The organism is Mycobacterium sp. DL (genome assembly GCF_039729195.1).
In the GTDB taxonomy this organism is placed as follows: Bacteria; Actinomycetota; Actinomycetes; order Mycobacteriales; family Mycobacteriaceae; genus Mycobacterium; species Mycobacterium hippocampi_A.
Window position 1 is genome coordinate 5,699,543 of the sequence record NZ_CP155796.1, and the last position, 24,872, is coordinate 5,724,414.

The following is a 24,872-nucleotide window of genomic DNA, read 5'->3' on the forward strand; positions in this document are numbered from 1 at the left end:
GGTGTCTAGTCGTAGTGTCGGGACTATGACTGTGACGTCTCCCACATCCACGAATGGCCGACCAACCCGCGATCACGACCCGATCGACCTGTCCTCGCGGGCGTTCTGGTCCACCACAGCAGAAGCAAGGGAGCAGTCGTTCGCCGAACTCCGACGGGATCGACCGGTGAGTTGGCACCCGCCGGTCGAAGACGCGCTGATGCCCGATCCCGGCGATCTCGGCTATTGGGCTGTGACGCGGCACGCCGACATCGTGGCGGTCAGTCGCAACAGCGAGGTCTTCCTGTCGGGCAAGGGTGTGCTGTTCGAAAATGTCCCCGAAGAACTGCTCGAAGCATCCCAGTCTTTCCTGGCGATGGACCCGCCGCGGCATACCCTGCTCCGCAAGGTGGTTCACGCCGCTTTCACTCCCCGGCAGGTTCGCCGTATCGAGGATTCGATCAAAGCGAACGCCCGCGACATCGTGTCCGAACTGCGAACCGCGGGCAGTGGGGTCGATTTCGTGAGCCACTGTGCGAAAGAGCTACCGGTGCGCACCCTGTCGGACATGGTCGGCATCCCCGATTCGGAGCGCCACCAGGTGGCCGACGCGGCCGATGCGATGGTGAGTTGGGGCGACCCGGAGTATCTCGACGGCCGAAACCCGTTGGAGGTGTTGGTCGGCAGCCAGATGTACCTGCACCAGGTGGCGTTGGCACTGGCCGCCGAACGCCGCAGCACACCGGGCGACGATCTCTTCACAGCACTGGTGCACGCAGAAGTGGAAGGGGCGCGGCTCACCGATCAGGAGATCGCGGCATTTTTTGTGCTGTTGGCGGTGGCCGGCAATGACACCACCCGTCAGACGACCAGTCATGCGGTGAAAGCGCTGACCGACTACCCGGAGCAGCGGGCGTGGCTGACGACGGCATTCGACGATCGCATCGGCGGCGCGGTGGATGAGTTCATCCGCTGGGCGAGCCCGGTGATGACCTTCCGACGCACGGCCGCAACGGATTACGAACTCGGTGGAAAGCAGATCTCGGCGGGTGAGAAGGTCGTGATGTTCTACTCCTCGGGAAACCAGGACACCGAAGTATTCGACCGCCCCGATCGCTTGGATCTGAGCAGAGACCCGAATCCGCACCTCGGTTTCGGCGGCGGGGGCCGACACTTCTGCCTCGGCGCACACATGGCGCGTGCGCAGTTGCGCGCGATCATCGGCGAACTGATGACCCAGCTTCCCGATCTCGAGGCCGGTGAGCCATCCTACGTAGCAGGCAATTTCATCCACGCCGTGCGGAGGATGCCCGTCACGTGGAGATGACGGCGCCCGGCGCGGGGAGTTCGTCGGCGAGCAGCGCCAGCATCGGTGAGCAACCGTTGTCGATCTTGACCGTGGCGAGATCGTCGCCGCGGGTCGGCCCCCTGTTGATGATCGCGACGGGCATGCCTTTCGCGGCGGCGTGGCGGACGAACCTGTAGCCGGAGTAGACGGTCAACGACGATCCGGCGACCAGCAATGCATCCGCGCCGTCGACGACCGAATAAGCTTGCTCGACAATCTCTTTGGGCACGCTTTCCCCGAAGTAGACGATATTGGGTTTGAGCATGCCCGAGCAGCGGGGGCAGTCGAGGAAGCGGAAGGACGCCGTCTCGGTGACCATCGCGTCGGCGTCGGGCGCGACGGCGATCCCGCCGACGGCTTCGGCGCGCTCGGTGAATCCCGGGTTGAGTCGTTCCAGCTCGTCGGCAAGGTGCTCACGGGTCATCACGTGGCCGCACGCCAGGCACACCACCTGCGCGTAGGTGCCGTGGAGGTTCACCACCGCCCGGCTGCCCGCTTTGGTGTGCAGCAGATCGACGTTCTGGGTGATCAGTCCGGCGACCACGCCGGACCGTTCCAACTCGGCGAGCGCCCGGTGCCCGCCGTTGGGCCTTGTCGCGTGCATGTGCCGCCAGCCGACGTGGTTGCGCGCCCAGTAGCGCTGCCGGAACTCCGGATCAGTGGTGAACTGGCGGATCGTCATCGGGTTGCTGGGCGGGGAATCCGGTCCCCGGTAGTCGGGTATGCCCGAATCGGTGGACATCCCGGCGCCGGTGAGCACCGCCAGACGTCTGCCCCGGAGAAGGTCGACCAGTTCGGGTGCTTCCACGCATTCGAATGTAGGCGATCAGCCTTGTTCGGAGGATATGTGCTGGTCAGCGCTCTCTTCGTTGGCGTCGTCGTGATCACTGTCGGCGTCGGCATGGAGGTCGTCCTCGTCGATGCTGACGATCTCGACCACCTCGATGTGCTTCTCCATCCGGTGTTCGTCGGCCAGTGGCACCGACACGGTGAGGATGCCGCGGTCGTAGGTGGCATTGACGTCGTCCTGGTCCGCGCCATCGGGTAGGACGAGGGTTCTGGTCAAGGACCCGTAGGTGAACTCCGCGCGGCCACAGTTCTCGCTGGGTCGGGCCCGCTCTGCGGTTATCGTCAGCCGGCCGTCGCAGACGGTCACTTCGATGTCTTCGTCGGGGTCCACCCCGGGCAGTTCGGCGCGAATCTCATAGACGTCGTCGTGCAGTTCGTCCTCGACGCGGATCGCTCGGGTGTCGAACAGTGGACGAAGTGCTGCAAACGTCGGGAAAGTGTCGAGCAGGCCGGCCAGATCCGTGAGTAGCGGACGTGACTGGCGTTGAGTGGCAACCTTATTCACGCGTTCAGCATGCGCGCCGCAGGAGAAATCGACGGATCGGGCGTGATGCGGCCCGGCGAACGACAGGCCAACACCGACCCCCTGCCCGAATTCGGGGTGCCGGCGGGCGACAATGGAGGAGATGGACTTCTACTCGGCCTACCACCAGGGGTTCGCCCGCGTCGCCGCGTGCACGCACCACACGGCGATCGGTGACCCGGCGGCCAACGCCGAGTCGGTGCTGGCGGTGGCGCGGGACTGCGATGCCGACAGTGTCGCTCTGGCGGTTTTCCCGGAGCTCACCCTGTCGGGATACTCGCTCGAGGACATCCTGATGCAGGATGCGCTCCTCGAAGCCGTGCACGAGGCGCTGCTCGAGGTGGTCGCCGGATCGGCGGACCTGATGCCGGTGCTGGTGGTCGGCGCCCCTCTTCGCTTCGGGCACCGGATCTACAACTGTGCGGTCGTCATCCATCGGGGCCGGGTGCTCGGGGTGGTGCCGAAGTCCTACCTGCCGACCTACCGCGAGTTCTACGAGCGGCGCCAGATGGCTGCCGGCGACGACGTGCGTGGTGTGCTGCGGATCGGCGATGTCGACGCGCCTTTCGGTCCCGACCTGCTGTTCGCCGCGGCGGACCTGCCCGGCTTCGTGCTGCACGTCGAGATCTGCGAGGACATGTTCGTGCCGATTCCGCCCAGCGCGCAGGCCGCTCTGGCGGGGGCGACGGTGCTGGCGAATCTGTCGGGAAGCCCCATCACGATCGGCCGCGCCGAGGACCGTGCGCTGCTCGCCCGGTCGGCCTCGGCCCGCTGCCTGGCCGCCTACGTCTACGCCGCCGCGGGGGAGGGCGAGTCCACTACCGATCTGGCCTGGGACGGACAGACGATGATCTGGGAGAACGGGGAGTGTCTGGCCTCCTCGGAGCGCTTCCCCGCCGGCGTGCGCCGCTCGACCGCCGACGTCGACCTCGAACTGCTGCGTTCGGAGCGGCTGCGGATGGGCACGTTCGACGACAACCGGGTCCATCACGGCATCACCGCTGAGCGATACCGCCGAGTCGAGTTCCTGCTCGATCCGCCGCCCGGGGACATCGGCCTGGTGCGCAAGGTCGAGCGGTTCCCGTTCGTGCCCGCGGATCCCTCACGGCTGCAACAGGATTGTTACGAGGCCTACAACATCCAGGTGTCCGGGCTGGAGCAGCGGATACGTGCACTCGGCGCCCCGAAGCTCGTCATCGGCGTCTCCGGCGGACTGGACTCGACCCACGCGCTGATCGTGGCCGCCAAGGCGATGGACCGGCTGGGCCGGCCGCGCAGCGACATCCTCGCCTTCACACTCCCCGGGTTCGCGACCGGAGAACGCACCAAGGGCAACGCCATCCGGTTGGGCGAGACGCTGGAGGTGACCTTCTCCGAGATCGACATCCGGTCCACCGCGGAGCTGATGCTCAACGAGATCGGACACCCGTTCGCCCGCGGTGAGAAGATCTACGACATCACCTTCGAGAACGTCCAGGCCGGATTGCGCACCGATTACCTGTTCCGCCTGGCCAATCAGCGCGGCGGGATCGTGCTGGGCACCGGGGATCTGTCCGAGCTGGCGCTGGGCTGGTCCACCTACGGGGTCGGTGACCAGATGTCGCACTACAACGTCAACTCCGGGGTGCCCAAAACGCTGATCCAGCACCTGATCCGCTGGGCCATCTCGTCCAACCAGTTCGATGCGGCGGTCGACGAGGTTCTGCAGTCGGTGCTCGACACCGAGATCACCCCCGAACTCGTCCCCACCGGAGAGGACGAGGAGATCCAGAGCAGCGAGGCCAAGGTCGGTCCTTATGCGCTGCAGGACTTCTCGTTGTTCCAGGTGCTGCGCTACGGGTTCCGGCCGTCGAAGGTCGCGTTTCTGGCCTGGCATGCGTGGAGCGATCCCTCCCGTGGCCAGTGGCCGCCGGGTTTCCCCGACGACAAGCGCCCGTCGTACAGCCTCGGCGAGATCCGGCACTGGTTGCAGGTCTTCGCGCAGCGCTTCTACTCGTTCTCGCAGTTCAAACGGTCGGCGATGCCCAACGGCCCCAAGGTGTCTCATGGCGGCTCACTGTCGCCCAGAGGCGATTGGCGTGCACCGTCGGACATGTCGGCGCGCACGTGGCTCGACGAGATCGAACGGGCGATTCCTCAGGACTGAGGCGTCGGGAACCTCAGCGACGGCGACGCGGGCGCGGGCGGCGCCGCCGCGGGCGACGGCGGCGACGTCCGGGGCCCGGCCCCTCGGCGCGAGGTGGTCCGGTGCGGCGCCGCCCGGCGCGGGGGACGAAGCGGCCGACCGTCGAGGCGTAGTCGCGGTAGGCGTCGCCGTGTACCGCTTCCAGATAGGGCTCCTCGACAGCGCGGACCTGCAGTTCGATGCTTGCGAACAGCATTGCGAACCCGATGAATGCGAGCACATTCGGGGTCATCAGCGTGATGCCGAACGCGAGGACGAGCATCGCGGTGAACACCGGGTTGCGGGCCACCGCGAATGCGCCGGTGTTGACCAACGTCGTGGTTTCGGTGTGGTCGACCCCGATTCGCCACGAGTCACCCATCCCCAGCTGTGCGTAGAGCGTGCCTGCAATGCCGAACAGTGCGCTGACGACACCGAGCGTCTGGATCCACATGGAGAGGAACACGGGCACAGGCGTGAGGACGTCGAGCAACTGCAGGGTCGGGGCGAGGATGATCCCCGCGACAGCAACAGCGAATCCGACACCGGCGAGCCACTCGACCGATCCCGTTCCTCCACTGATCCCGTTGAAACCCATCGACCCCGTGTGTCGCCGTTGCAGCCAACTGCGCCAACCGAATCCCAGCGCTGCGTAGACCGCCAGGAAGGAGAGCGCGACAACCGGCATGCCGCAGACTATCCCGCGGTCGAGACTGCACTCATGGCGCGGCGAACCGGCGTGTCGTCACCGCGGTCGCAGTCTCGGCGCAGAGTCGTCAGAGCCGGCCGTCGATGCGCAGATCCGGATGCACCCACTCCGGCGAGCGGCGCTCCTTGAACGCCATGAACCCCTCGATGGATTCGGGTGCGCCCAGGCTCGACTGCATACCGATTCGGTCATAGAGACCGATGTAGTTGTCCAGGCTCGACTTGATGGCGGCCCGCGCTCCCGGGGCCGTGCGGCAACACTGGGCGAGCACTTCGCGCGCCGCGTCGTGAAGGTCCTCATGCGGAACCATCCGGGCCACCATGCCCCAGTCGAGCGCCTCGGCCGCCGACAGGGTGCGGCCGGTGAACATCAGATCGCGGGTTCGCACCGGGCCGATCAACCGGGCCAGCATGTGGCTGTAGTACGTGTCGGCGATCCCGCGGTACAACTCGGGCACCCGGAATGTCGCCCGGTCGCTGACCACCGCCATGTCGGCGCACAGCGCGATCTGCAACCCGCCGCCCTGACACAGCCCGTTCACGGCGGCGACCACGGGCTTCGAGGACTGGCGCAGCGTGTCGAACGGCAGTGCGTCCATGCCCAGCGCCGAACCGAACGTCAGCCAGTTGTCGGCTCCACCGCCGCCCATGTCGCCGCCGGGGGCGAAGACGTCGCCGGTGCCGGTGAGCAGCAAACCGGCCAGGTCGGGATCGGAGTCGACGTGTTTGACGGCGTACTTGATGCCGAAGTACATCGCCGGGGTCATCGCGTTGCGGGCCTCGGGACGGTCCAGCGTGCAGACCCCGAATGCGCCCTCCCGGTCGAAGTGCAGATACGGCGTGCCGAGCCAGTCGCCCTCCGGGGGGCGAGGTGGCGTGGTTGCGGTCATGAAGCCTCCAGGATGTCCTCGATAGCCTCACTGTAAGGGGCACAGTCCCCGGCTCCAGCCACCAGCGTCGCCAACGCCCCGGCCGCGCACGCCCGCCGCAGTGCGTACTCCAGGCCGTCCGGCCAGGTGGCCGCCAGCACGCCGGCGAACACATCGCCGGCTCCCGTGGTGTCGATCGCTTCCACGGCGGGCGCCGGCACGTCGATCTGTGCGCCGTCGACGGTGACGCTTGCGCCGCGCGAACCGCGCGTGATGACCAGATGCGTTACCGGAGGGCACCCTTCGGTCAGCCAATCGCTCGCTTCGGTTTCGTTGACCACGACGACGTCGGCGAGTTCGGCCAGCGCTGCGACGTCGTCGGGGTGAGGAGCGGGCGAGGCGTTGACGACGACGACCGCGCCCGCCTCTCGACCGACCCGGGCGGCGGTCGCAGCGGTGTCGAGCGGGATCTCCAGCTGGATCAACACGACGTCGCTGTCGGCGATGGCGGACCGGATCGCCGCTGAGCTGATGGCGAGATGCGTGTTGGCGCCCGGCGCCACCACGATGCAGTTCTCGGCGCCGGAGTCGACGATGATCGCCGCCGATCCGCTGGGGCCCGGTACCGCGGCGATCCCAGCCAGTCCGACCCCGTTGACGTCGAGGTGGCTACGCAGTTGTTCGGCCGCCGCATCGGTGCCCAGAGCGGCGACGAGTTGCACGGATGCACCGGCCCGTGCGGCGGCGACCGCCTGATTGGCTCCTTTTCCGCCCGGCGAACTCGACAACCCCGACGCGAGCACAGTCTGGCCGGGCCGCGGCAGCGCATCCACGGTGAAGGTGAGGTCGGTGTTGACACTGCCCACCACACAAACCCGCGCTGCCATGGCGTCAACGCTAGTTCCCGACACGAACGTGGGGGGGCAGGTCCGATAAGCTGCGCTAATGAGTCTGCACGCCCCCGAGCGCAGTGAGGCGACAGACAGCCTCCGCGAGCAGGTGCACGGTGCCGCCCGGAGATCGCGTGTCGCGGCCCGCGGGTTGGCGACGCTGAGCACCGAGGACAAGAACCGGGCGCTTCACACGGCGGCCGATCATGTACTGATCCACACCCGGGCGATCATGGAGGCCAACGAGGCCGATCTCGAGGTAGCCCGCGCCGCCGGGACCGCGGCGGCGATGCTCGACCGGCTGGCGTTGACCCCGACCCGCATCGAGAGCATCGCCGACGGCCTGCGGCAGGTTGCCGCGCTGCCGGATCCGATCGGTGAGGTCTTGCGGGGCCGCACGCTGCCCAACGGCCTCCAACTGCGCCAGCAGCGGGTACCGCTCGGCGTGATCGGCATCGTCTACGAAGGTCGCCCCAATGTCACCGTCGATGCCTTCGGGTTGACCCTGAAGTCGGGGAACGCCGTGCTGCTCCGCGGGAGTTCGTCGGCGGCGAAGTCCAACGCCGCGTTGGTCACTGCGCTGCGCGCGGCGCTGGCGGTCGAGGGTCTCGACAGTGACGCCGTGCAGTTGCTGCCCAGCGCCGACCGGGCCAGTGTCACGCACCTGATCCAGGCCCGCGGACTGGTCGATGTGGTGATTCCGCGCGGAGGTGCGGGTCTGATCGACGCAGTGGTCCGCGACGCCCAGGTGCCGACCATCGAGACGGGCGTCGGCAATTGCCATGTCTACGTTCATGAATCGGCTGACCTCGAGATGGCCGAACGGATCGTCCTCAACGCCAAGACCCGCCGGCCCAGTGTGTGCAACGCCGCGGAGTCGCTGTTGATCGATTCCGCAATCGCCGGTGTCGCCGTGCCCAGGTTGGTCGCAGCTCTTCAGGACGCGGGTGTGACGGTGCACGTCGACCCGTCCGAGGAGGAGCTGCGCGCGGAGTTCCTCTCGATGGACATCGCGCTGGCGATCGTCGATGGTGTCGATGCCGCCATCGCACACGTCAACGAGTACGGCACAGGCCACTCCGAGGCCATCGTGACCGCCGATCTTGCCGCTGCCCAACGGTTCACCGAACGGGTGGACGCCGCAGCGGTGATGGTGAACGCGTCAACCGCATTCACCGACGGAGAGCAGTTCGGTTTCGGCGACGAGATCGGAATCTCCACCCAGAAGCTGCATGCCAGAGGCCCGATGGGCCTGCCAGAACTGACGTCGACCAAGTGGATCGTGTGGGGCTCGCCCGTGACCGGCCACACCCGCCCCGCCTGATTCAGGAGACCACATGAGCGTCCCCGCACGCCCGGTGCCGATGTTCGCCGACATCGACGATGTCGCGCGGCGGTTGGCCGAGACCGGCTACCTGCCTGACACCGCGACAGCCACCGCGGTGTTCCTCGCCGACCGGCTGGGAAAGCCGCTGCTGGTGGAGGGCCCCGCGGGGGTCGGCAAGACCGAACTTGCCCGGGCCGTCGCCCAGGCCACCGGCGCGGAACTGGTGCGTCTGCAGTGCTACGAGGGTGTCGACGAGGCCCGGGCACTCTACGAGTGGAACCACGCCAAGCAGATCCTGCGCATCCAGGCGGGGCACGGGGACTGGGAGCAGACGAAGACGGATGTCTTCTCCGAGGAGTTTTTGCTCACCCGCCCACTGCTGACCGCGATCAAACGCACCGAGCCCACGGTGTTGCTGATCGACGAGACCGACAAAGCCGACATCGAGATCGAAGGCCTGCTGCTGGAGGTGCTCAGCGACTTTGCAGTGACGGTGCCGGAACTGGGGACCATCACCGCCACCCGTAAGCCGCTGGTCGTTCTCACCTCCAACGCGACCCGGGAACTGTCCGAAGCGCTCAAACGGCGCTGCCTGTTCCTGCACATCGACTTCCCCGATCCGGACCTCGAGCGCCGGATCCTGCTCTCCCGGGTGCCCGAGTTGCCGGTGCACCTCGCGGAGGAGTTGGTGCGCATCATCGGCGTGCTTCGCGGTATGCAACTCAAGAAGGTGCCGTCGGTCGCCGAGACGATCGACTGGGGACGCACCGTGCTGGCTCTGGGATTCGACACCATCGACGACGAGTTGATCGCGGCGACGATGGGTGTCGTGCTCAAGCACCAGTCCGATCAGGTGAAGGCCTCGGGGGAGCTGAGGCTCAACTGATGGCGGTCCGACGCACCCGCCCGCCACAGCCGCTGGCGCCCCACGGAATCCCCGGCCACCTGGTGGAGTTCGTGGAAGCGCTACGCGGGCAGGGGATTTCGGTGGGCCCGTCGGAGACGGTCGACGCCGGTCTGGTGATGTCGACGTTGGGCCTCGGTGACCGCAAGGTGCTGCGCGAGGGCATCGCCTGCGCGGTGCTGCGGCGTCCGGATCATCGCGAGACCTACGATGCGCTGTTCGATCTGTACTTCCCCGCGGCGCTCGGTGCCAGGACCGTGCTCGACGACGACGCCGACGAGCAGGGTCTGCCCCCGGAGGACATCGAGGCGCTGCGCAGCGCGTTGGTCGACATGCTGACCGAGAACGAGGAGCTTGCCAACCTCGACGAACGGCTGGCGGCGATGATCGCCCAGATCGTCGAGGCGTACGGCCGATACAACTCCAGTCGTGGCCCGTCCTATTCGTCGTACCAGGCGCTCAAGGCGATGAGCCTCGACGATCTGGAGGGCCGGCTGCTGGCCGGGTTGCTGGCGCCCTACGGCGAGGAACCCACACCGACCCAGGAGCAGATCGCCAAAGCCCTTGCCGCGCAACGTGTCGCCCAGCTGCGCCGGATGGTGGAATCGGAGACCAAACGACGCACCGCCGAGCAGTTGGGTCGCGACCACGTGCAGATGTACGGAGTGCCGCAGCTCGCCGAGAACGTCGAGTTCCTCCGGGCCTCAGGTGAGCAGCTGCGGCAGATGCGCCGGGTCGTGCAACCCTTGGCGCGCACGCTGGCCACCCGGCTGGCCGCACGCCGGCGACGGTCCCGCTCCGGGGAGATCGACCTGCGCAAGACGCTGCGCAAGTCCATGTCCACCGGGGGCGTGCCGATCGACGTGGTGCTCAAGAAGCCGCACCCGGCCCGCCCCGAGCTGGTGGTGCTGTGCGATGTGTCGGGTTCGGTCGCCGGCTTCAGCCACTTCACCCTGCTGCTGGTGCACGCGCTGCGCCAGCAGTTCAGTAGAGTCCGCGTCTTTGCCTTCATAGACACCACCGATGAGGTCACCCAGCTGTTCGGACCCGACTCCGACCTCGCGGTCGCCGTGCAGCGGATCACCCGCGAGGCGGGGGTGTACACCCGCGACGGGCACTCCGACTACGGCCACGCGTTCGTGTCGTTCCTGGACAAGTACCCGAACGTGCTCTCGCCGCGCAGCGCGCTGCTGGTCCTCGGCGACGGCCGCAACAACTACCGCAACCCCGAGACCGACCTGCTCGCCCACATGGTCAACGCGAGCAGGCATGCGCACTGGCTCAACCCGGAGCCCAGGCACCTCTGGGGCAGCGGCGATTCGGCAGTGCCCCGCTACGAGGACGTCATCACGATGCACGAATGCCGATCGGCCAAGCAGTTGGCCACCGTGATCGACGCACTGCTTCCCGTCTAGCCCGGCGGGTGCGAAGTCGGCCCGCGATTTCGGCGTGCGCGGCATCACCCCCGGCTACTCTCCACGGATGCCGCCCGGCACGCCGCTGTACATGACCATCGCGGCTGATGTCCGCGACCGGATCGCCACCGAGCAGCTGGCGCCGCACACCCTGTTGCCGTCCGAACGAGAGATGGCGGAAGTGCACGGCGTCAGCAGGATGACTGCGCGGATGGCGTTGTCGCTGCTGGAAAGCGAAGGACTGGTGTACCGGAATCCGCCGCGCGGCACGTTCGTCGCAGAACCCAGGGTGCGCTTCCGTGTCGGTAGCTTCTCCGAGGAGGTCACCCGGATGGGCCGTCGGCCGTCCGCCAGGCAATTGTGGGCCGACCGCCAGCTCGCGACGCCGGCGGTGGCGCTCGCGCTCGGGCTACCCGATGCCGCCTCGGTGCACGTCTTCCACCGGTTGCGCACCGTGGACGAGGTGCCGTTCGTCCTGGAGACGACGTACCTGCCGGCGGACCTGACACCGAGGATCCTCGACGAGCCCGAGCAGGGGTCGTTGTGGGCGGCCCTGCGCACCCGGTATGGGATCGAACTGGCGCGCTCGACGGCGGTGCTGGAGTCGATCGTGCTCGACGACGTGACCAGCGTGCAGTTGGGTGTGCGTGCGGGATCGGCGGGAACCCTGCTCACCCGCCGCACCGAGGATGCCGGCGGGCGGTGCGTGGAGTACGGCCACGACTTCTATCGCGCCGACCGCGCCGCGTTCGAGGTCACCGAATATCTCGCATCGCCCCGGCTGTCGGGCGTTTGAGCGATCTCGGCGTCATCCAGTCTGTAGCGAGCGACGCGCTTTTTCTTCGATGACCTACGCAGAGGTATTCGTAATGGTTCTGCAGGTTCTCGGGTGCTGCGCCGCGACCACATGGTTCCGCCGGGTCTTGGCGCAGTACAGTGCGCCGTCCGCATCAGCCATCAGCTCATCCAAGGTCACGTCCGAGGTCGCCGCGCAGGCCAACCCGATGCTGACCGTGGATCCCCATTCGCCGAACTCGTCGGCAGTGTTCTTCTGGTGTCGTCGGATCTCTTCGGCGAGGGCCCTGGACGCTGCAAGGTCCTGCCCGATGACCAGCAGCGCGAACTCCTCGCCGCCGAGACGGGCGAATACGTCGTGCGCGTTCGCCAACCGGCGGACAACGTCGGCGAAGGCGACCAACGCGCGGTCGCCGGCCTGGTGACCGCAATTGTCGTTGAGCTTCTTGAACCGGTCCAGGTCCATCATGAGCAGTGACGTGGGCTGTCCATCGCGGGCGGCGGTCGCGAGTGCCGAATCAGCGCGGCGGACGAACTCCTGGCGCCGGAACGCCCGGGTGAGGTCGTCCTGAGTCATTGCAAGCCGCAGTGCCTCGGATACCTGCTCGCGTTCCGAAATCGTGCTGGCGATCGCGAGAGGTCCCACGGCGAGCAATGCGAGGCCGATCATGGTCGACGGCGCCAAGGGGATGCCTGCGGCGTCGATCACGCTGGCCCGCTCGGTGACGATGAGCACCAGTGCCCACGTCGTCGAGGCGGCGACGAAGACTGCGGTGGTGAACACGTCGGTGAGCAGGGCAGCGGCGATCAATGCCGGCGTCGTGAACACCAGCGCGCCCAACCCGCCGAGGTACCAGGACGGCAGCAACACGATGAGAAGCAGGACGCCTGGCACAGCGAGTCGGCGCCACTGGATATCCAGAGAGCGGCGAACGCCGGACAGTGAGCGGTGAGAAACCGCCGAGGAGATGCAGTCGACAGGGAATGCCAGCACCAGGGGGAGGATCACCGCGTAGTTGAAGAGTTCGATGGCAAACCAACTCAGTGCTCCGCCCGCCCAGTCACCATCGAACATGACCACCTCGACGATGCCCCCGAGCAGGGCCGCGGTGGCCGAAGCCACAACGGCCAGCGCCGACAGCCAGGCCACGGATCGTGCCTGCCGTAGCGTCAGCTCGACCGGTCGGAAGCGACGGAAGGCGTAGAAACCGGCGAGTACGCCCATCAAGTTGGCCGAGTTGAGCAACGCGGCCGACAGCCACTCCCCACCGGTGAGGATGTCGGCAGTGAGATAACCGGTGCCGGCCGCCAGCCAAGTGAGGGCGCCGGCGATCTGGGGATTGCGAAGCAGCAGACCCAACAGCAATGCGTTGGACAGCCAGAACGTCGCCAACGTGCCCGGCATTCGGCTGTAGATTCCGACGAGGCTCGCGACCAAGACCACTGCCCAGATTGCGGCACCGGCTGCTATCCGGGCTTGCCAGCGCATCTTAGTGATGTTGCCAGTGTGATTCGAGTGTGCTCCGTTGCCTACTTGGTCGGTCACGTTTTCTCTGTCTCAGTATCAGGAATCTAGTCGTATGAGCTGCTTATTTGTAATCCGGTTTAAGCGGAAGGGCTTAGTTTTCTGGTCGCCCGCTGCGCCGACCTGAATGCCTGTCGAGTTTGCTTGAAGTACCTGCAGCATACCTGATATTGATTGGGTGCCATTGCGAGGCGACGGTGTTGTACCTGTGACTCGGTGCGCTGTTGTAGCTGTACGGAGTTCGATGCGACGCTCCCGTAAGCTGGCTGCTCATGCAATCGCGACGGCGGCTGGGCGTGATGGGTGGGACATTCGACCCCATCCACAACGGGCACCTCGTCGCGGCCAGTGAGGTCGCCGACCTGTTCGACCTCGACGAGGTGGTGTTCGTTCCCACTGGTCAGCCGTGGCAGAAGCGCACCCGTCACGTGACGGCTGCCGAGGATCGATACCTGATGACGGTGATCGCCACGGCGTCCAACGCGAGGTTCTCGGTCAGCCGAGTGGACATCGACCGCGGCGGGGCGACCTACACCAAGGACACGCTGCGAGACCTGCGCGCGCTCAACCCCGACGCGGACCTGTACTTCATCACCGGCGCCGATGCGCTGGCGTCCATCCTGTCGTGGCAGAACTGGGAGGAGTTGTTCGCCATCGCCAGGTTCGTCGGCGTCAGCCGCCCCGGGTACGAACTCGATGCCAAACACATCTCGGCCGCGATGGCGGAACTCCCAGCCGACGCGTTGCAGCTTGTGGAGGTGCCCGCTCTGGCGATCTCGTCCAGCGACTGCCGGATCCGTGCGCAGGAGTCGCGACCCATCTGGTATCTCGTCCCCGACGGCGTCGTGCAGTATGTCGCGAAACGTAATCTGTACCAGCCTCCCAGCAGCCCCCTCGAAGTCGAAGGAGACCGTCTCTGACCGCCACACAGGAAGCCATCGACATGGCTGGAGTCGCCGCTCGGGCGGCGGCCGCCAAACTCGCCGACGATGTCGTCGTCATCGACGTCTCCGGCCAACTCGTCATCACCGACTGCTTTGTCATCGCCTCGGCATCCAACGAGCGGCAGGTGAACGCCATCGTCGACGAGGTCGAGGAGAAGATGCGCGCTGCCGGATACAAGCCCGCTCGCCGCGAGGGCACCCGCGAGGGCCGCTGGACGCTGCTCGACTACGTCGACATCGTGGTGCACATCCAGCACCAGGACGAGCGCAATTTCTACGCACTGGACCGGTTGTGGCGTGACTGCCCCACGGTGCCGGTCGACTTGGACGACACCGGGGAGACCCAGTGACGATCCGTCGACTCGTCATGCTGCGGCACGGGCAGACCGACTACAACGCCGGCAGTCGGATGCAGGGCCAGTTGGACACCGACCTGAGCGACCTCGGGCGTGAACAGGCCTTCGCGGCAGCAGCGGTGCTCGCCAAACGTCAACCGCTGCTGATCGTTTCGTCAGATCTGCGGCGCGCGCTCGACACTGCCGTCGCCCTCGGTGACCGCAGTGGGCAACCGGTGAGCATCGACACCCGACTGCGTGAAACCCACCTCGGCGATTGGCAGGGGATGACCCATCTCGAGGTCGATGCCGTCGCCCCCGGTGCGAGGCTGGCCTGGCGCGACGACGCGCGCTGGGCTCCGCACGGCGGAGAGAGCCGCGTCGACGTCGCCGATCGCAGCATCCCGCTCGTGAGGGAGTTGGTGCAGCAACAGTGTGAGTGGGGCGTCGAGGAACCCGATCGCCCGGTGGTGCTGGTGGCCCACGGTGGGTTGATCGCCGCCCTGACCGGAGCACTGCTGGGGTTGCCCGTCGACAACTGGCCGGTGCTGGGTGGCATGGGCAACGCCAGCTGGGTGCAGCTGGCCGGTCACACCCGCACCGACGGGGAACTCGATTCCTTCGACGACATCCGGTGGCGTCTGGACGTCTGGAACGCCTCGGCGCAGGTCGCCAACGATGTCCTCTGAGGAGTCCGCTGCGGATCCGGCCCGCCGGACCCTGCTGCTCTTCTGCGACTCGCTGTCCTATTACGGACCGACCGGGGGATTGCCGTCAGACGATCCCCGAATCTGGCCCAATATCGTGGCCGAACAACTGGGTTGGGATCTGGAGCTGATCGGCCGGATCGGCTGGACCAGCCGCGACGTGTGGTGGGCGGCGACGCAGGATCCGCGCGCGTGGGCGGCGCTGCCGCGGGCCGGCGCGGTGATCTTCGCGACGTCGGGGATGGACTCGCTGCCGTCGCCGCTGCCGACGGCGCTACGCGAAATGATCCGTTACGTCCGGCCGCCGTGGCTGCGCCGCTGGGTGCGCGACGGCTACGGCTGGGCGCAGCCGAGATTCTCACCGGTCGCGCGAGCCGCGCTGCCGCCCCACCTGACCGTCGAATACCTCGAGATGACCAGAGCGGCAATCGACTTCAACCGTCCCGGCATTCCGGTGGTGGCGTCCCTGCCGTCAGTACACATCGCGCCGACCTATGGAATGGCCCACCACGGAAGACCCGGAACAGTCGAGGCGATCACCCGGTGGGCGTCCGAGCACGAGATACCCCTGGTCGATCTCAAGGCGGCGGTGGGGGAGCAGGTGATGAGCGGCCGGGCCAACCCGGACGGCATCCACTGGAACTTCGAGGCGCACCGGGCGGTGGCGGAACTGATGATCAAGGGCCTTTCCGAAGCGGGCGTGCCCCTGTCCGATTCGCGCGGATAGCTCAACGTCATGTCCGTGGTGGTGGTCAGCGACTCGTCTTCGCGTTTGCAGCCCGAGGAGCTCAAGCGGTGGAACATCCGCGAGGTGCCGTTGCATGTGTTGGTCGACGGCATGGATCTGCGCGACGGCATCGATGAGATCCCGTACGACATCCACGACCGGCCCAAGGTGACGACCGCCGGTGCGACGCCTGCCGAACTGGTCGACACCTACCGCCAAGCCCTGCTCGACAGTGATGGTGACGGCGTGGTGGCGGTGCATCTGTCGGCGGCGTTGTCGAGCACCTACAGCGCGGCGGTGACGGCGGCGCGTGAGTTCGGCCCGTCGGTGCGGGTCGTCAACTCGCGGTCGGCGGCGATGGGTGTCGGATTCGTCGCGTTGGCCGCAGCTCGGTGTGCCGCCGACGGTGGCGACATCGAGGCTGTCGAAGCCGCGGCACGCTCCGCCATGAGCCGGGCTCATGTGTTCCTTGTCGTGCACCGCCTGGACAACCTGAGGCGCAGCGGTCGCATCCGTACCGCCGCGTCCTGGCTGGGTACTGCGTTGTCCCTAAAACCCCTGCTGTGTCTCGACGTCGACGGGCGACTGGTGCTCGACCAACGGATCCGCACCGTCACCAAGGCCCATGCAGCCATGGTGGATCGGGTAGTCGAGGTGGTGGGGGAGAACGCCGCCGACGTCGTGGTGCACCATGTGGACAACCATGACGCCGCAGACTCGCTGGGTGCCGCGCTGACACAACGACTTCCGCAGTTGTCGTCGCTCACCGTCGCCGACATGGGACCGGTCCTGTCCGTGCACGTGGGTGGCGGCGCGGTCGGAGTTGCGGTCGTGGTGGCCCCGTCTTAGGTGCTGTAGTTGTAGACAGACAAAAGGGGCACCTCCCGGAGGAGGTGCCCCTTTTGGTGGGGGGTTAGTTGACGTCGACGAAGTAGACGTGGCCGGTGATTTCGCGGACCTGGTCGTCGCCCTGGGCGTCCCAGACGTATTCGCGGATCGGCTGGCCCTGGCGGACCGAGGTGACGCCGGCTTCGGACAGCGGGGTGGAGCTTTGGCGGTTGACGATGACGCGGTTGCCGTCGGCTTCCAGTGAGCTGATGGTGTCGGCGGCGGAGCCTCCGGCGGGGGCGGCGGCGGCGGGTGCGGCCAGACCGATGAGGGTGGCGGCGAATCCTGCGACGGCGGCGGTGGTGGCGGTGATGATGGTGGTGTTCTTCATTGTTCTGCTCTTCCCTATGTGTCGGGCCGGAGCCGTGGAGCGAGTCACGCGGTTTCGACTTCTTTGTGGTGATCTTGTTGGTTCTGATGGCTTAAACCGGCAGGTCAGGGGTTTCATTCCACTGGCAGAAATTGAACGGCCGATGGCAGAAACGTGCCGGTGACCGAGCCGCGTTCGCGACTTTCACCAGCGGTATCCACAACCTTCGGTTCGCGGCCGCGGTTATCCACAAGCTGCGCCCGCCAACCACTCCGAGTCGGTGGAGTCCGCTAAAATCGAACACATGTTCGATACCAGGTTGGCGGAGGCCTCCGAGCTCGCCGGGCTCAGCGACGCCGAGCTGATCGACACCGCCCGCGGGTGGGCGCGGGCGGAGAACGCCGCGTGCGCGCGCAAGTTGGCGGTGATGGCCGAGATCTTCACCCGCCGCACCGGGCTACCCGCCGGCGACCGCGAGCTGTGGTGGCTCGACCCCGAGGCCGCAGTGGCCGCCGAGCTGGCCGCCGCGCAGAACATCACCCACGGTTTGGCGTTGCACCAAACCCACCGCGGGGTCGCGCTGCGCGACCGGCTGCCGAAGGTCGCGGCGCTGTTCGACGCCGGGTTGGTCAGCGAAATGCTGGTCCGCGCCATCGTCTGGCGCACCTACCTGATCGGTGACCAGGCGGCGATGGCCGCCGTCGACGCCGACCTGGCCGCCGAGATCACCTCCTGGGGGGCGCTGTCGATCAAGAAGACCGAACGCGCCATCGACGCTCTGGTCGAACGCCACGACCCCGGCGCGTTGCGGCGCTCCCAGGAATCGGCGAGCAACCGCAACGTGCAATTCGGCTCGCCCGCCGACGCGCCCGGACTGACCAGCCTGTGGGCCCGGCTGCACAGCGCTGATGCCGCGATCGGTGAGAAGAACGTCCAGGACATGGCCTACAGCGTGTGCGACCGCGACCCCCGCGACGCTGAGGAACGCCGCGCCGACTCCCTGAGCGCGCTGCTGGCCCGAACCACCCTGGCCTGTCGATGCGGCGACCCCGACTGCGAGGCCGCCGACCGTCCGACCCCCACCCGCAACACCATCGTCTACGTCCTCACCGACCCCGCCGCCCCGACCAACGGGAGCGACGACAGCCGCGGCGGCGGCGACAGCGGCGGAGGGGACGGGCCTGACGGCGGCGACGGCGACGGCGACGACGGCGACGACGGCGACGACGGCGATGCTGAGGAGCCGGCCGAGCCGCCCGATCCGGACGCAACAACCTCGCACGACACCAGACCACCCGGCGCCTCAGCACCCGCCCCACCGGCGACACCGTCTGCTGCTCCCACAGGGCCTGCGTCCGCAGCGGGCTGTCCGGCAGTGGCGGGGTTCGTGTTCGGCGCCGGGATCGTGCCCGCACCGCTGCTGACCCCGCTCCTGGACGGCGCCCTCATCCGCCCCATCACTCACCCCGGCCACACCGGCCCCGAGAACCGCTACACCCCCTCACGCGCGCTCGCCGAGTTCATCCGCTGCCGCGACCTGACATGCCGCTTCCCCGGCTGCGACAAACCCGCCACCGACACCGACATCGACCACACCGTGCCCTACCCGGTCGGTCCCACCCACGCCTCAAACCTGAAGTGCCTGTGCCGTTTTCACCACTTACTGAAAACTTTCTGGACCGGACCCAACGGCTGGCACGACCGCCAGTACCCCGACGGAACCATCACCTGGACCAGCCCCACCGGCCACACCTACACCACCCGACCCGCCGGCGCGGCACTATTCCCCGCCCTGAGCCCACCCACCGCCACCCTGTGGAACAGCGACCCACCCCAAGCCCCCACCAACCCCGACACCCGCGCCACCAAAATGCCCCGCCGCCGACACACCCGCGCCGCAAACCGCGCCCACGCCATCACCACCGAACGAAAACTCAACGACGACCTCGTCACCGAACACAACAAACCACCACCCTTCTGAACCGGGCCACCCCGTAAGCTGCCCGGGTGGCCGAGCCTCCCATGTCACCCCAGCTGAGCCTCGGGACACAGATCTGGCGTTTCATCCTGACCGGCGGACTCGCGGCCGTCGTCGATTTCGGCCTCTACGTTGCGCTGCTGGCCGCCGGCCTACACGTCAACCTCGCCAAGACCCTGAGCTTCATCGCGGGCACCACCACCGCCTATCTGATCAACCGGCGGTGGACCTTCCAGGCACCGCCGAGCAAAAAACGGTTCGTCGCCGTGGTGGTGCTCTACGCAGTGACCTACGCCGTGCAGATCGGCATCAACTACTACTTCTACATGGAGTTCGAGGACCAGCCGTGGCGGGTGCCGGTCGCGTTCGTCATCGCCCAGGGCACCGCGACGGTCATCAACTTCATCGTGCAGCGCCTGGTCATCTTCCGCCTGCGCTAGGGAGCAACGCGAATGACGGCAACCGATGTCCCGGCAGTGCGGGCGTGTGAGGAATGGTTTCTCGCCCGGGGAATGCCCGCGGTGCTCACCCGCCAGGGTCGACTCCACGCGATCGTCCGTCGCTCAGCACCGGCGCTCGCCGCCTGGGCCGTGTTGATGGTGCTGAACCTCTATGTCTTGATCGCTTCCGGTGATCAGGACATCGACATCGCGGACGCCCCGACACTGGCCGACTGGTCGGTGCTTGTTGTTCTCGCGGTGATGCTGCCGGCCATGGCGGCCGCCGCCTATGCGGTCGCACGGGTCCCGAGCGCGCGTGCGCGCCAACTCATCGCCTACGCCTGCATCGTTGCCGGGTTGGGCTCCGACACCTACGAGGACGGCGTGTGGGACCTGCTGGCGATCGAGGCCACCGATGTCGTGGTTGTGCTGCTCATCCTCGCCGGAACCGCCTCGGGCCTCGGGGCGCTGCTCAGCTGGGCGCTGCGCGTCACCTTCGACCACCTCCGCTCTGCCGGCCAGTTGATGGCCCGCGCCCTGCCGGTCGTGCTGCTCACGTTCCTGGTGTTCTTCAACAGCACCGTGTGGTTCATCGCAGCCAACCTCGAGACCTTCCGTATCTGGCAGTTGGCCGGTTGCCTGGCGGCGATCGCGATAGCGTTCGTCGGCACCGAATCCGTCCACGTCACCCGGTCACTTCTCGCCCGACCCGCCGAAGCCGGTGATCAGCCGCCCACCGTCGAAACCACACCTCTGGCAGGGATCCCGGAACCTCAGCAGTTGGAACCTCTGCGACGCTCCGAGCGGGTCAACGTCGTTGCCGTAGCGGTTCTGGCTCAGAGCATCCAGGTGCTCGTCATCTCGTTGGTCACCGGCTTCCTGTTCTTCGTGATGGGTCTTGTCATCCTCAACGGCGCCGTCCTCAACCACCTGACGGACGCCAGTCCGACGCAGAGCCGTTGGCTCGACATCCCACTCCCGATCGATCAGGCCCTGGTGCACATGACGATCATCCTGGTCGCCATGACCTTCATGTATCTCAGCGCCCGCGTGGCAGCCGATCCGGCGCATCGAACCGACTTCGTCGACCCGATGCTCGATGACCTTCGCCTCACGCTCGCCGCTCGCGACCGTTACCGCTCCCTCGTGTGACGTTGCACCGGCCCGCCTGGCGCAAGCGGTACCCTCTGTGACGATGTTGAGCACCGAGTTCTCGACCACTACGAAACGGCTCACCGGCTGGGGTCGCACCGCCCCGTCCGTGGCCCAGGTGTTGTCGACCCCGGATCCCGACGTCATCGTCAAGGCGGTGACGCAGGCCGCCGACGGGGGCGGCAGAGGAATGCTCGCCCGCGGGCTGGGGCGCTCCTACGGCGACAACGCGCAGAACGGCGGCGGTCTCGTCGTCGACATGAGCGTGGTCAATCGCATCCATTCGATGGATGCCGACACCCACCTCGTCGACCTGGACGCCGGGGTGAACCTCGACCAGTTGATGCGGGCCGCGCTGCCGCTGGGTCTGTGGGTACCGGTGCTGCCCGGCACCCGTCAGGTCACCATCGGTGGGGCGATCGCCTGCGACATCCACGGCAAGAACCACCACAGCGCGGGCAGCTTCGGCAACCATGTGCGCTCATTGGACCTCCTCACCGCAGACGGCAACGTCCGCCGCCTGACTCCCGCGGGACCCGACAGCGACCTGTTCTGGGCGACCGTCGGAGGCAACGGGCTGACCGGCATCATCCTGCGCGCTGTCATCGAGATGACACCGACGGAGACCGCGTACTTCATCGCCGACGGTGACGTCACCGCCGGACTGGACGAGACGATCGCCTTCCACAGCGACGGCACCGAGGACAACTACACCTACTCCAGCGCGTGGTTCGACGCGATCAGCGCACCACCTCGGCTGGGCCGGGCGGTGATCTCCCGAGGCTCCCTGGCCACCGTCGACCAACTCCCGAAGAAATTGCAGCGCGACCCACTCAAATTCGATGCGCCGCAGTACTTCACCGCACCCGACGTCTTCCCCAGCGGATTGGGCAACAAGCCGATCTTCGGCGCGATGACGGCGCTGTGGTACCGGATGGGCAAGACCTATCGCGGCAAGCCGCAGAACCTGACGCAGTTCTACCACCCGCTCGACATGGTCGGTGAATGGAATCGCGCCTACGGCGCAGCAGGTTTCAGCCAGTACCAGTTCGTGGTGCCACTCGAGGCGGTCGACGAGTTCAAGCGCATCATGGTCGACATCCAGCGGTCGGGACACTACTCGTTCCTCAACGTGTTCAAGCTCTTCGGCGCCGGCAACGATGCGCCACTGAGCTTCCCGATCCCGGGCTGGAACGTCTGCGTCGACTTCCAGATCAAGCCCGGCCTGAACGAGTTCCTCAACGGCCTCGACAAGCGGGTGCTCGAGTTCGGCGGACGTCTCTACACTGCCAAGGACTCACGCACCACCGCTGAAACCTTCCACGCCATGTACCCGCGCATCGACGAGTGGATCCTGTTGCGCCGCAAGGTCGATCCCGACGGGGTCTTCGTTTCGGACATGGCCCGACGACTGGAGCTGCTCTAGATGGTGTTCGACGCAACCGGTAATCCGCAGACGATCCTGCTGCTGGGCGGTACTTCCGAGATCGCTCTCGCGATCGCCGAGCGCTATCTGCGCGACGCGCGCGCCCGGGTGGTGCTCGCAGATCTCCCGGGACACCCGCGTAAGGACGCTGCCATCGAGCAGATGCGGGCTGCGGGCGCCAAGGCCGTCGACTGGGTCGACTTCGACGCGCTGGACACCGAGAGTCACCCGAAGGTGATCGACTCGGCCTGTCGCGTGGGCGATGCCCAGACCGACATAGACGTCGCGGTCGTCGCCTTCGGCCTGCTCGGTGATGCTGAAGAGCTCTGGCAGGACCAGCGCAAGGCCGTCCAGATCGCCGGGATCAACTACACCGCGGCTGTTTCCGTCGGTGTCCTGCTCGGCGAGAAGATGCGTGCGCAGGGCTCGGGCCGCATCATCGCGATGAGCTCCGCGGCCGGCGAGCGCGTCCGCCGTTCCAACTTCGTGTACGGCTCCACCAAGGCCGGCCTGGACGGCTTCTATCTCGGACTCGGGGAAGCTCTGCGGGAGTTCGGCGTTCGGGTTCTGGTCATCCGGCCCGGCCAGGTACGCACGACGACGACGATCGAGCACTGGAAGGCCACCGGCGCCAAAGAGGCGCCGTTCACCGTCGACAAGGAAGACGTCGCCGAGATGGCGGTGGCGGCGTCGAACAAAGGTACGGACCTGATCTGGGCACCGGGCGCGTTCCGCTACGTGATGATGGTGCTGCGTCACATCCCTCGCCCCGTCTTCCGCAAGCTGCCTATCTGATGGGTGGCGCACTGGCCGCGCCGATCAGAGTGGCCGGCCAGATGGTCCTGGCGATCGCCGTCACGGTGGTGATCGCCGTCGTCGCACTGTTCGCGATCGCACGCGTCGACTGGCCCGCCTACAACTCGTCGAACCAGCTGCACGCGCTGACCACCGTCGGCCAAGTGGTCTGCCTGGCAGGGCTGTTGGCGTGCGGACTGCTGTGGCGACGAGGCCGACAGGTACTGGCCCGCCTCGGCGCGGTCACCATGCTGTCGGCGTTCTCGCTCGTCACGCTCGCGATGCCACTCGGCGCCACCAAGCTGTACCTCTTCGGAATCTCGGTCGACCAGCAGTTCCGCACCGAGTACATGACCCGCCTCGCCGATTCGCCCGGCCTGCACGACATGACCTACATCGGACTGCCACCGTTCTACCCGCCAGGGTGGTTCTGGATCGGCGGCCGCCTGGCAGACCTCACCGGGACGCCGGCATGGGAGATGTTCAAGCCCTGGTCGATCATCTCGATCACGATCGCGATCGTGCTGGCTTTTGTGCTGTGGGCCAACATGATCCGTTTCGAGTACGCGCTGGTGGTCTCGACCGCCACTGCCGCGGCCGCGCTGGCATACGCCCCGGCCGAGCCCTACGCGGCCGTCATCGCGGTGATGCTGCCGCCGATTTTTGTCCTCGGCTGGTCGGGTCTGCGTGCGGCGGACAGACGAGGCGGCTGGGCCGCGGTTGTCGGCGTCGGCATCTTCCTGGGCGTCGCCGCGCTGTCCTACACCCTGCTGCTCGGGTACGCCGCGTTCACGCTGACGGTCATGGCGGTCCTGGTCAGCGTCAGCCGCAGACACTGGGAACCACTGCTGCGACTGCTCGTGATCGCGGTCATCTCGGGCCTGCTCGCCCTCATCGGTTGGGCGCCCTACCTGCTCGCCGCCGCCCGCGGGACACCGGCCGACTCGGGCACCGCCCAGCACTATCTGCCCGCCGACGGCGCCCAGCTGTCCTTCCCGATGCTGCAGTTCACCCTGCTGGGCGCGCTGTGCATGCTCGGCACCCTGTGGCTGGTGATCTACGCCTGCACCTCCACCCGCGCGGGGGCGCTGGCCGTGGCGGTGCTGACGGTCTACGCCTGGTCCCTGCTGTCGATGCTGACCACGCTGGTGGGGACCACGCTGCTGTCCTTCCGGCTGCAGCCGACCCTGACCATCCTGCTGACGGCCGCCGGTGCCTTCGGTTTCCTCGAGGCGGCCCGCGCAGTCGCCGCCCGCGTGCAGACACCCAATGCGAGCCGGGTCGTCGCGGTCGCCACCGCGATCGGCGCCCTCGGCGCGGTGACCTTCAGCCAGGACATCCCCGACGTGCTGCGCTCCGACATCGTCGTCGCCTACACCGACACCGACGGCTACGGCCAGCGCGCCGACCGGCGTCCGCCCGGCGCGGAGCAGTACTACCGGGAGATCGATGACCGGATCCTGGAGGTGACGGGCCGGCCGCGCAACGAGACCGTCGTCATGACCGCCGACTATAGCTTCCTGTCCTACTACCCGTACTACGGTTTCCAAGGCCTGACCTCGCATTACGCCAACCCGCTGGCGCAGTTCGAGCAGCGTGCCGAGGCCATCGAGGGGTGGGCCAGGCTGACCGACGCCGACCAGTTCATCAGCGCGCTCGACACGATGCCGTGGGAGCCGCCGACGGTGTTCCTGATGCGCCGAGGCGCCAACGACACCTACACCCTGCGGCTGGCGTCGGACGTCTACCCCAACCAGCCCAACGTGCGCCGCTACCACGTCGCGCTCGACGACGCGCTGTTCGACGATCCCCGCTTCGACGTGTCCACGGTCGGGCCGTTCGTGCTGGCCATCCGCAAGCCAATTACCATCTAG

Annotated in this window: 24 protein-coding genes; 17 read left to right on the forward strand and 7 right to left on the reverse strand. The window is 67.1% G+C overall.

The features are described 5' to 3' along the window. The first annotated feature begins 25 nt into the window (after nt 1–25). A complete protein-coding gene (locus ABDC78_RS27100) occupies nt 26–1,306 on the forward strand; it encodes a cytochrome P450 (RefSeq protein WP_178356901.1) in 1,281 nt (426 codons plus the stop codon). Here the strand turns inward: ABDC78_RS27100 and ABDC78_RS27105 are convergent. Then, a complete protein-coding gene (locus tag ABDC78_RS27105; RefSeq protein WP_178356900.1) occupies nt 1,293–2,135 on the reverse strand; it encodes an NAD-dependent protein deacetylase in 843 nt (280 codons plus the stop codon). The two genes, ABDC78_RS27100 and ABDC78_RS27105, sit on opposite strands and share 14 nt — an antisense overlap. Nucleotides 2,136–2,153: 18 nt before the next feature. Next, nucleotides 2,154–2,681 (reverse strand): Hsp20/alpha crystallin family protein, encoded by a 528-nt coding sequence (locus ABDC78_RS27110; RefSeq protein WP_178356899.1) that lies wholly within the window; start codon nt 2,679–2,681, stop codon nt 2,154–2,156. Between the two features lie 121 nt (nt 2,682–2,802). On the opposite strand from ABDC78_RS27110, the gene ABDC78_RS27115 reads away from it, so the two are divergent. Beyond that, on the forward strand, nt 2,803–4,845 hold the full coding sequence (locus ABDC78_RS27115; RefSeq protein WP_178356898.1) for an NAD(+) synthase: 2,043 nt from the start codon (nt 2,803–2,805) through the stop codon (nt 4,843–4,845). A gap of 13 nt (nt 4,846–4,858) precedes the next feature. Here the strand turns inward: ABDC78_RS27115 and ABDC78_RS27120 are convergent, their stop codons facing one another. The 3 genes from ABDC78_RS27120 to ABDC78_RS27130 form a co-directional block, all read right to left on the reverse strand. Continuing rightward, nucleotides 4,859–5,551, reverse strand: coding sequence for an isoprenylcysteine carboxylmethyltransferase family protein (locus ABDC78_RS27120; RefSeq protein WP_178356897.1), 693 nt, complete (start codon nt 5,549–5,551; stop codon nt 4,859–4,861). A gap of 88 nt (nt 5,552–5,639) precedes the next feature. Continuing rightward, nucleotides 5,640–6,461 carry an enoyl-CoA hydratase/isomerase family protein gene (locus ABDC78_RS27125; protein WP_178356896.1) on the reverse strand — a complete coding sequence of 274 codons (822 nt, stop codon included), beginning with the start codon at nt 6,459–6,461 and terminating at the stop codon, nt 5,640–5,642. Further along, nucleotides 6,458–7,327, reverse strand: a complete 870-nt coding sequence (locus ABDC78_RS27130; protein ID WP_178356895.1) for a ribokinase — start codon at nt 7,325–7,327, stop codon at nt 6,458–6,460. Before ABDC78_RS27130 ends, ABDC78_RS27125 begins: the two co-directional genes overlap by 4 nt. Before the next feature lie 58 nt (nt 7,328–7,385). Here ABDC78_RS27130 and ABDC78_RS27135 point away from each other — a divergent pair, with 58 nt between their 5' ends. The 4 genes from ABDC78_RS27135 to ABDC78_RS27150 all read left to right on the forward strand — a co-directional run bounded on the left by ABDC78_RS27135 (nt 7,386) and on the right by ABDC78_RS27150 (nt 11,772). Beyond that, nucleotides 7,386–8,654 (forward strand): glutamate-5-semialdehyde dehydrogenase, encoded by a 1,269-nt coding sequence (locus ABDC78_RS27135; protein WP_178356894.1) that lies wholly within the window; start codon nt 7,386–7,388, stop codon nt 8,652–8,654. Between the two features lie 13 nt (nt 8,655–8,667). Beyond that, complete coding sequence (locus ABDC78_RS27140; protein WP_178356893.1) at nt 8,668–9,543, forward strand: MoxR family ATPase; 876 nt, start codon at nt 8,668–8,670, stop codon at nt 9,541–9,543. Then, on the forward strand, nt 9,543–10,976 hold the full coding sequence (locus ABDC78_RS27145; protein ID WP_178356892.1) for a VWA domain-containing protein: 1,434 nt from the start codon (nt 9,543–9,545) through the stop codon (nt 10,974–10,976). The genes ABDC78_RS27140 and ABDC78_RS27145 overlap by 1 nt, the downstream gene beginning before the upstream one ends. Nucleotides 10,977–11,043: 67 nt before the next feature. Then, complete coding sequence (locus ABDC78_RS27150) at nt 11,044–11,772, forward strand: GntR family transcriptional regulator (RefSeq protein WP_178356891.1); 729 nt, start codon at nt 11,044–11,046, stop codon at nt 11,770–11,772. Nucleotides 11,773–11,826: 54 nt separating this feature from the next. Here ABDC78_RS27150 and ABDC78_RS27155 read toward each other — a convergent pair whose 3' ends face one another. Next, nucleotides 11,827–13,260 carry a GGDEF domain-containing protein gene (locus ABDC78_RS27155; RefSeq protein WP_178356890.1) on the reverse strand — a complete coding sequence of 478 codons (1,434 nt, stop codon included), beginning with the start codon at nt 13,258–13,260 and terminating at the stop codon, nt 11,827–11,829. A 335-nt stretch (nt 13,261–13,595) separates the two neighbouring features. Between ABDC78_RS27155 and nadD the strand changes: the two genes are divergently transcribed. The 5 genes from nadD to ABDC78_RS27180 are packed head-to-tail and all read left to right on the forward strand — an operon-like array spanning nt 13,596 to nt 16,858. Further along, nucleotides 13,596–14,216 carry a nicotinate-nucleotide adenylyltransferase gene (gene nadD / locus ABDC78_RS27160; RefSeq protein ID WP_347133546.1) on the forward strand — a complete coding sequence of 207 codons (621 nt, stop codon included), beginning with the start codon at nt 13,596–13,598 and terminating at the stop codon, nt 14,214–14,216. Then, nucleotides 14,213–14,590, forward strand: a complete 378-nt coding sequence (rsfS, locus tag ABDC78_RS27165) for a ribosome silencing factor (protein ID WP_178357206.1) — start codon at nt 14,213–14,215, stop codon at nt 14,588–14,590. Before nadD ends, rsfS begins: the two co-directional genes overlap by 4 nt. Next, a complete protein-coding gene (gpgP, locus tag ABDC78_RS27170) occupies nt 14,587–15,264 on the forward strand; it encodes a glucosyl-3-phosphoglycerate phosphatase (RefSeq protein ID WP_178356888.1) in 678 nt (225 codons plus the stop codon). Before rsfS ends, gpgP begins: the two co-directional genes overlap by 4 nt. Continuing rightward, on the forward strand, nt 15,254–16,009 hold the full coding sequence (gene octT / locus ABDC78_RS27175; protein WP_178356887.1) for a diglucosylglycerate octanoyltransferase: 756 nt from the start codon (nt 15,254–15,256) through the stop codon (nt 16,007–16,009). The genes gpgP and octT overlap by 11 nt, the downstream gene beginning before the upstream one ends. A gap of 9 nt (nt 16,010–16,018) precedes the next feature. Next, nucleotides 16,019–16,858: a DegV family protein gene (locus ABDC78_RS27180; protein WP_178356886.1), complete on the forward strand. Its 840-nt coding sequence runs from the start codon at nt 16,019–16,021 to the stop codon at nt 16,856–16,858. Between the two features lie 64 nt (nt 16,859–16,922). Here ABDC78_RS27180 and ABDC78_RS27185 read toward each other — a convergent pair whose 3' ends face one another. Beyond that, nucleotides 16,923–17,228 carry a hypothetical protein gene (locus ABDC78_RS27185; protein WP_178357503.1) on the reverse strand — a complete coding sequence of 102 codons (306 nt, stop codon included), beginning with the start codon at nt 17,226–17,228 and terminating at the stop codon, nt 16,923–16,925. A 283-nt stretch (nt 17,229–17,511) separates the two neighbouring features. Between ABDC78_RS27185 and ABDC78_RS27190 the strand changes: the two genes are divergently transcribed. Genes ABDC78_RS27190 through ABDC78_RS27215 form a run of 6 tightly spaced genes read left to right on the forward strand, consistent with a single transcriptional unit; the run spans nt 17,512 to nt 24,872 of the window. Beyond that, entirely contained in the window at nt 17,512–19,188 is a 1,677-nt protein-coding gene (locus ABDC78_RS27190) for a DUF222 domain-containing protein (RefSeq protein WP_347133246.1), read from the forward strand. A gap of 41 nt (nt 19,189–19,229) precedes the next feature. Beyond that, nucleotides 19,230–19,625 (forward strand): GtrA family protein, encoded by a 396-nt coding sequence (locus tag ABDC78_RS27195; RefSeq protein WP_178357815.1) that lies wholly within the window; start codon nt 19,230–19,232, stop codon nt 19,623–19,625. Between the two features lie 12 nt (nt 19,626–19,637). Next, nucleotides 19,638–20,777, forward strand: coding sequence for a hypothetical protein (locus ABDC78_RS27200; RefSeq protein ID WP_178357813.1), 1,140 nt, complete (start codon nt 19,638–19,640; stop codon nt 20,775–20,777). Between the two features lie 43 nt (nt 20,778–20,820). Continuing rightward, a complete protein-coding gene (locus ABDC78_RS27205) occupies nt 20,821–22,203 on the forward strand; it encodes an FAD-binding oxidoreductase (RefSeq protein ID WP_178357812.1) in 1,383 nt (460 codons plus the stop codon). Then, nucleotides 22,204–22,998, forward strand: a complete 795-nt coding sequence (locus tag ABDC78_RS27210; protein WP_218620478.1) for a decaprenylphospho-beta-D-erythro-pentofuranosid-2-ulose 2-reductase — start codon at nt 22,204–22,206, stop codon at nt 22,996–22,998. Next, complete coding sequence (locus tag ABDC78_RS27215) at nt 22,998–24,872, forward strand: galactan 5-O-arabinofuranosyltransferase (protein ID WP_178357811.1); 1,875 nt, start codon at nt 22,998–23,000, stop codon at nt 24,870–24,872. The genes ABDC78_RS27210 and ABDC78_RS27215 overlap by 1 nt, the downstream gene beginning before the upstream one ends.

Coding starts and splice junctions, on each gene's coding strand:
- ABDC78_RS27100 (WP_178356901.1), top strand. CDS start 26: ATGACTGTGACGTCTCCCACATCCACGAATGGCCGACCAACCCGCGAT.
- ABDC78_RS27115 (WP_178356898.1), top strand. CDS start 2,803: ATGGACTTCTACTCGGCCTACCACCAGGGGTTCGCCCGCGTCGCCGCG.
- ABDC78_RS27120 (WP_178356897.1), bottom strand. CDS start 5,551: ATGCCGGTTGTCGCGCTCTCCTTCCTGGCGGTCTACGCAGCGCTGGGA.
- ABDC78_RS27125 (WP_178356896.1), bottom strand. CDS start 6,461: ATGACCGCAACCACGCCACCTCGCCCCCCGGAGGGCGACTGGCTCGGC.
- ABDC78_RS27130 (WP_178356895.1), bottom strand. CDS start 7,327: ATGGCAGCGCGGGTTTGTGTGGTGGGCAGTGTCAACACCGACCTCACC.
- ABDC78_RS27135 (WP_178356894.1), top strand. CDS start 7,386: ATGAGTCTGCACGCCCCCGAGCGCAGTGAGGCGACAGACAGCCTCCGC.
- ABDC78_RS27140 (WP_178356893.1), top strand. CDS start 8,668: ATGAGCGTCCCCGCACGCCCGGTGCCGATGTTCGCCGACATCGACGAT.
- ABDC78_RS27145 (WP_178356892.1), top strand. CDS start 9,543: ATGGCGGTCCGACGCACCCGCCCGCCACAGCCGCTGGCGCCCCACGGA.
- ABDC78_RS27150 (WP_178356891.1), top strand. CDS start 11,044: ATGCCGCCCGGCACGCCGCTGTACATGACCATCGCGGCTGATGTCCGC.
- ABDC78_RS27155 (WP_178356890.1), bottom strand. CDS start 13,260: ATGCGCTGGCAAGCCCGGATAGCAGCCGGTGCCGCAATCTGGGCAGTG.
- nadD (WP_347133546.1), top strand. CDS start 13,596: ATGGGTGGGACATTCGACCCCATCCACAACGGGCACCTCGTCGCGGCC.
- octT (WP_178356887.1), top strand. CDS start 15,254: ATGTCCTCTGAGGAGTCCGCTGCGGATCCGGCCCGCCGGACCCTGCTG.
- ABDC78_RS27180 (WP_178356886.1), top strand. CDS start 16,019: ATGTCCGTGGTGGTGGTCAGCGACTCGTCTTCGCGTTTGCAGCCCGAG.
- ABDC78_RS27185 (WP_178357503.1), bottom strand. CDS start 17,228: ATGAAGAACACCACCATCATCACCGCCACCACCGCCGCCGTCGCAGGA.
- ABDC78_RS27190 (WP_347133246.1), top strand. CDS start 17,512: ATGTTCGATACCAGGTTGGCGGAGGCCTCCGAGCTCGCCGGGCTCAGC.
- ABDC78_RS27195 (WP_178357815.1), top strand. CDS start 19,230: ATGTCACCCCAGCTGAGCCTCGGGACACAGATCTGGCGTTTCATCCTG.
- ABDC78_RS27200 (WP_178357813.1), top strand. CDS start 19,638: ATGACGGCAACCGATGTCCCGGCAGTGCGGGCGTGTGAGGAATGGTTT.
- ABDC78_RS27205 (WP_178357812.1), top strand. CDS start 20,821: ATGTTGAGCACCGAGTTCTCGACCACTACGAAACGGCTCACCGGCTGG.
- ABDC78_RS27210 (WP_218620478.1), top strand. CDS start 22,204: ATGGTGTTCGACGCAACCGGTAATCCGCAGACGATCCTGCTGCTGGGC.
- ABDC78_RS27215 (WP_178357811.1), top strand. CDS start 22,998: ATGGGTGGCGCACTGGCCGCGCCGATCAGAGTGGCCGGCCAGATGGTC.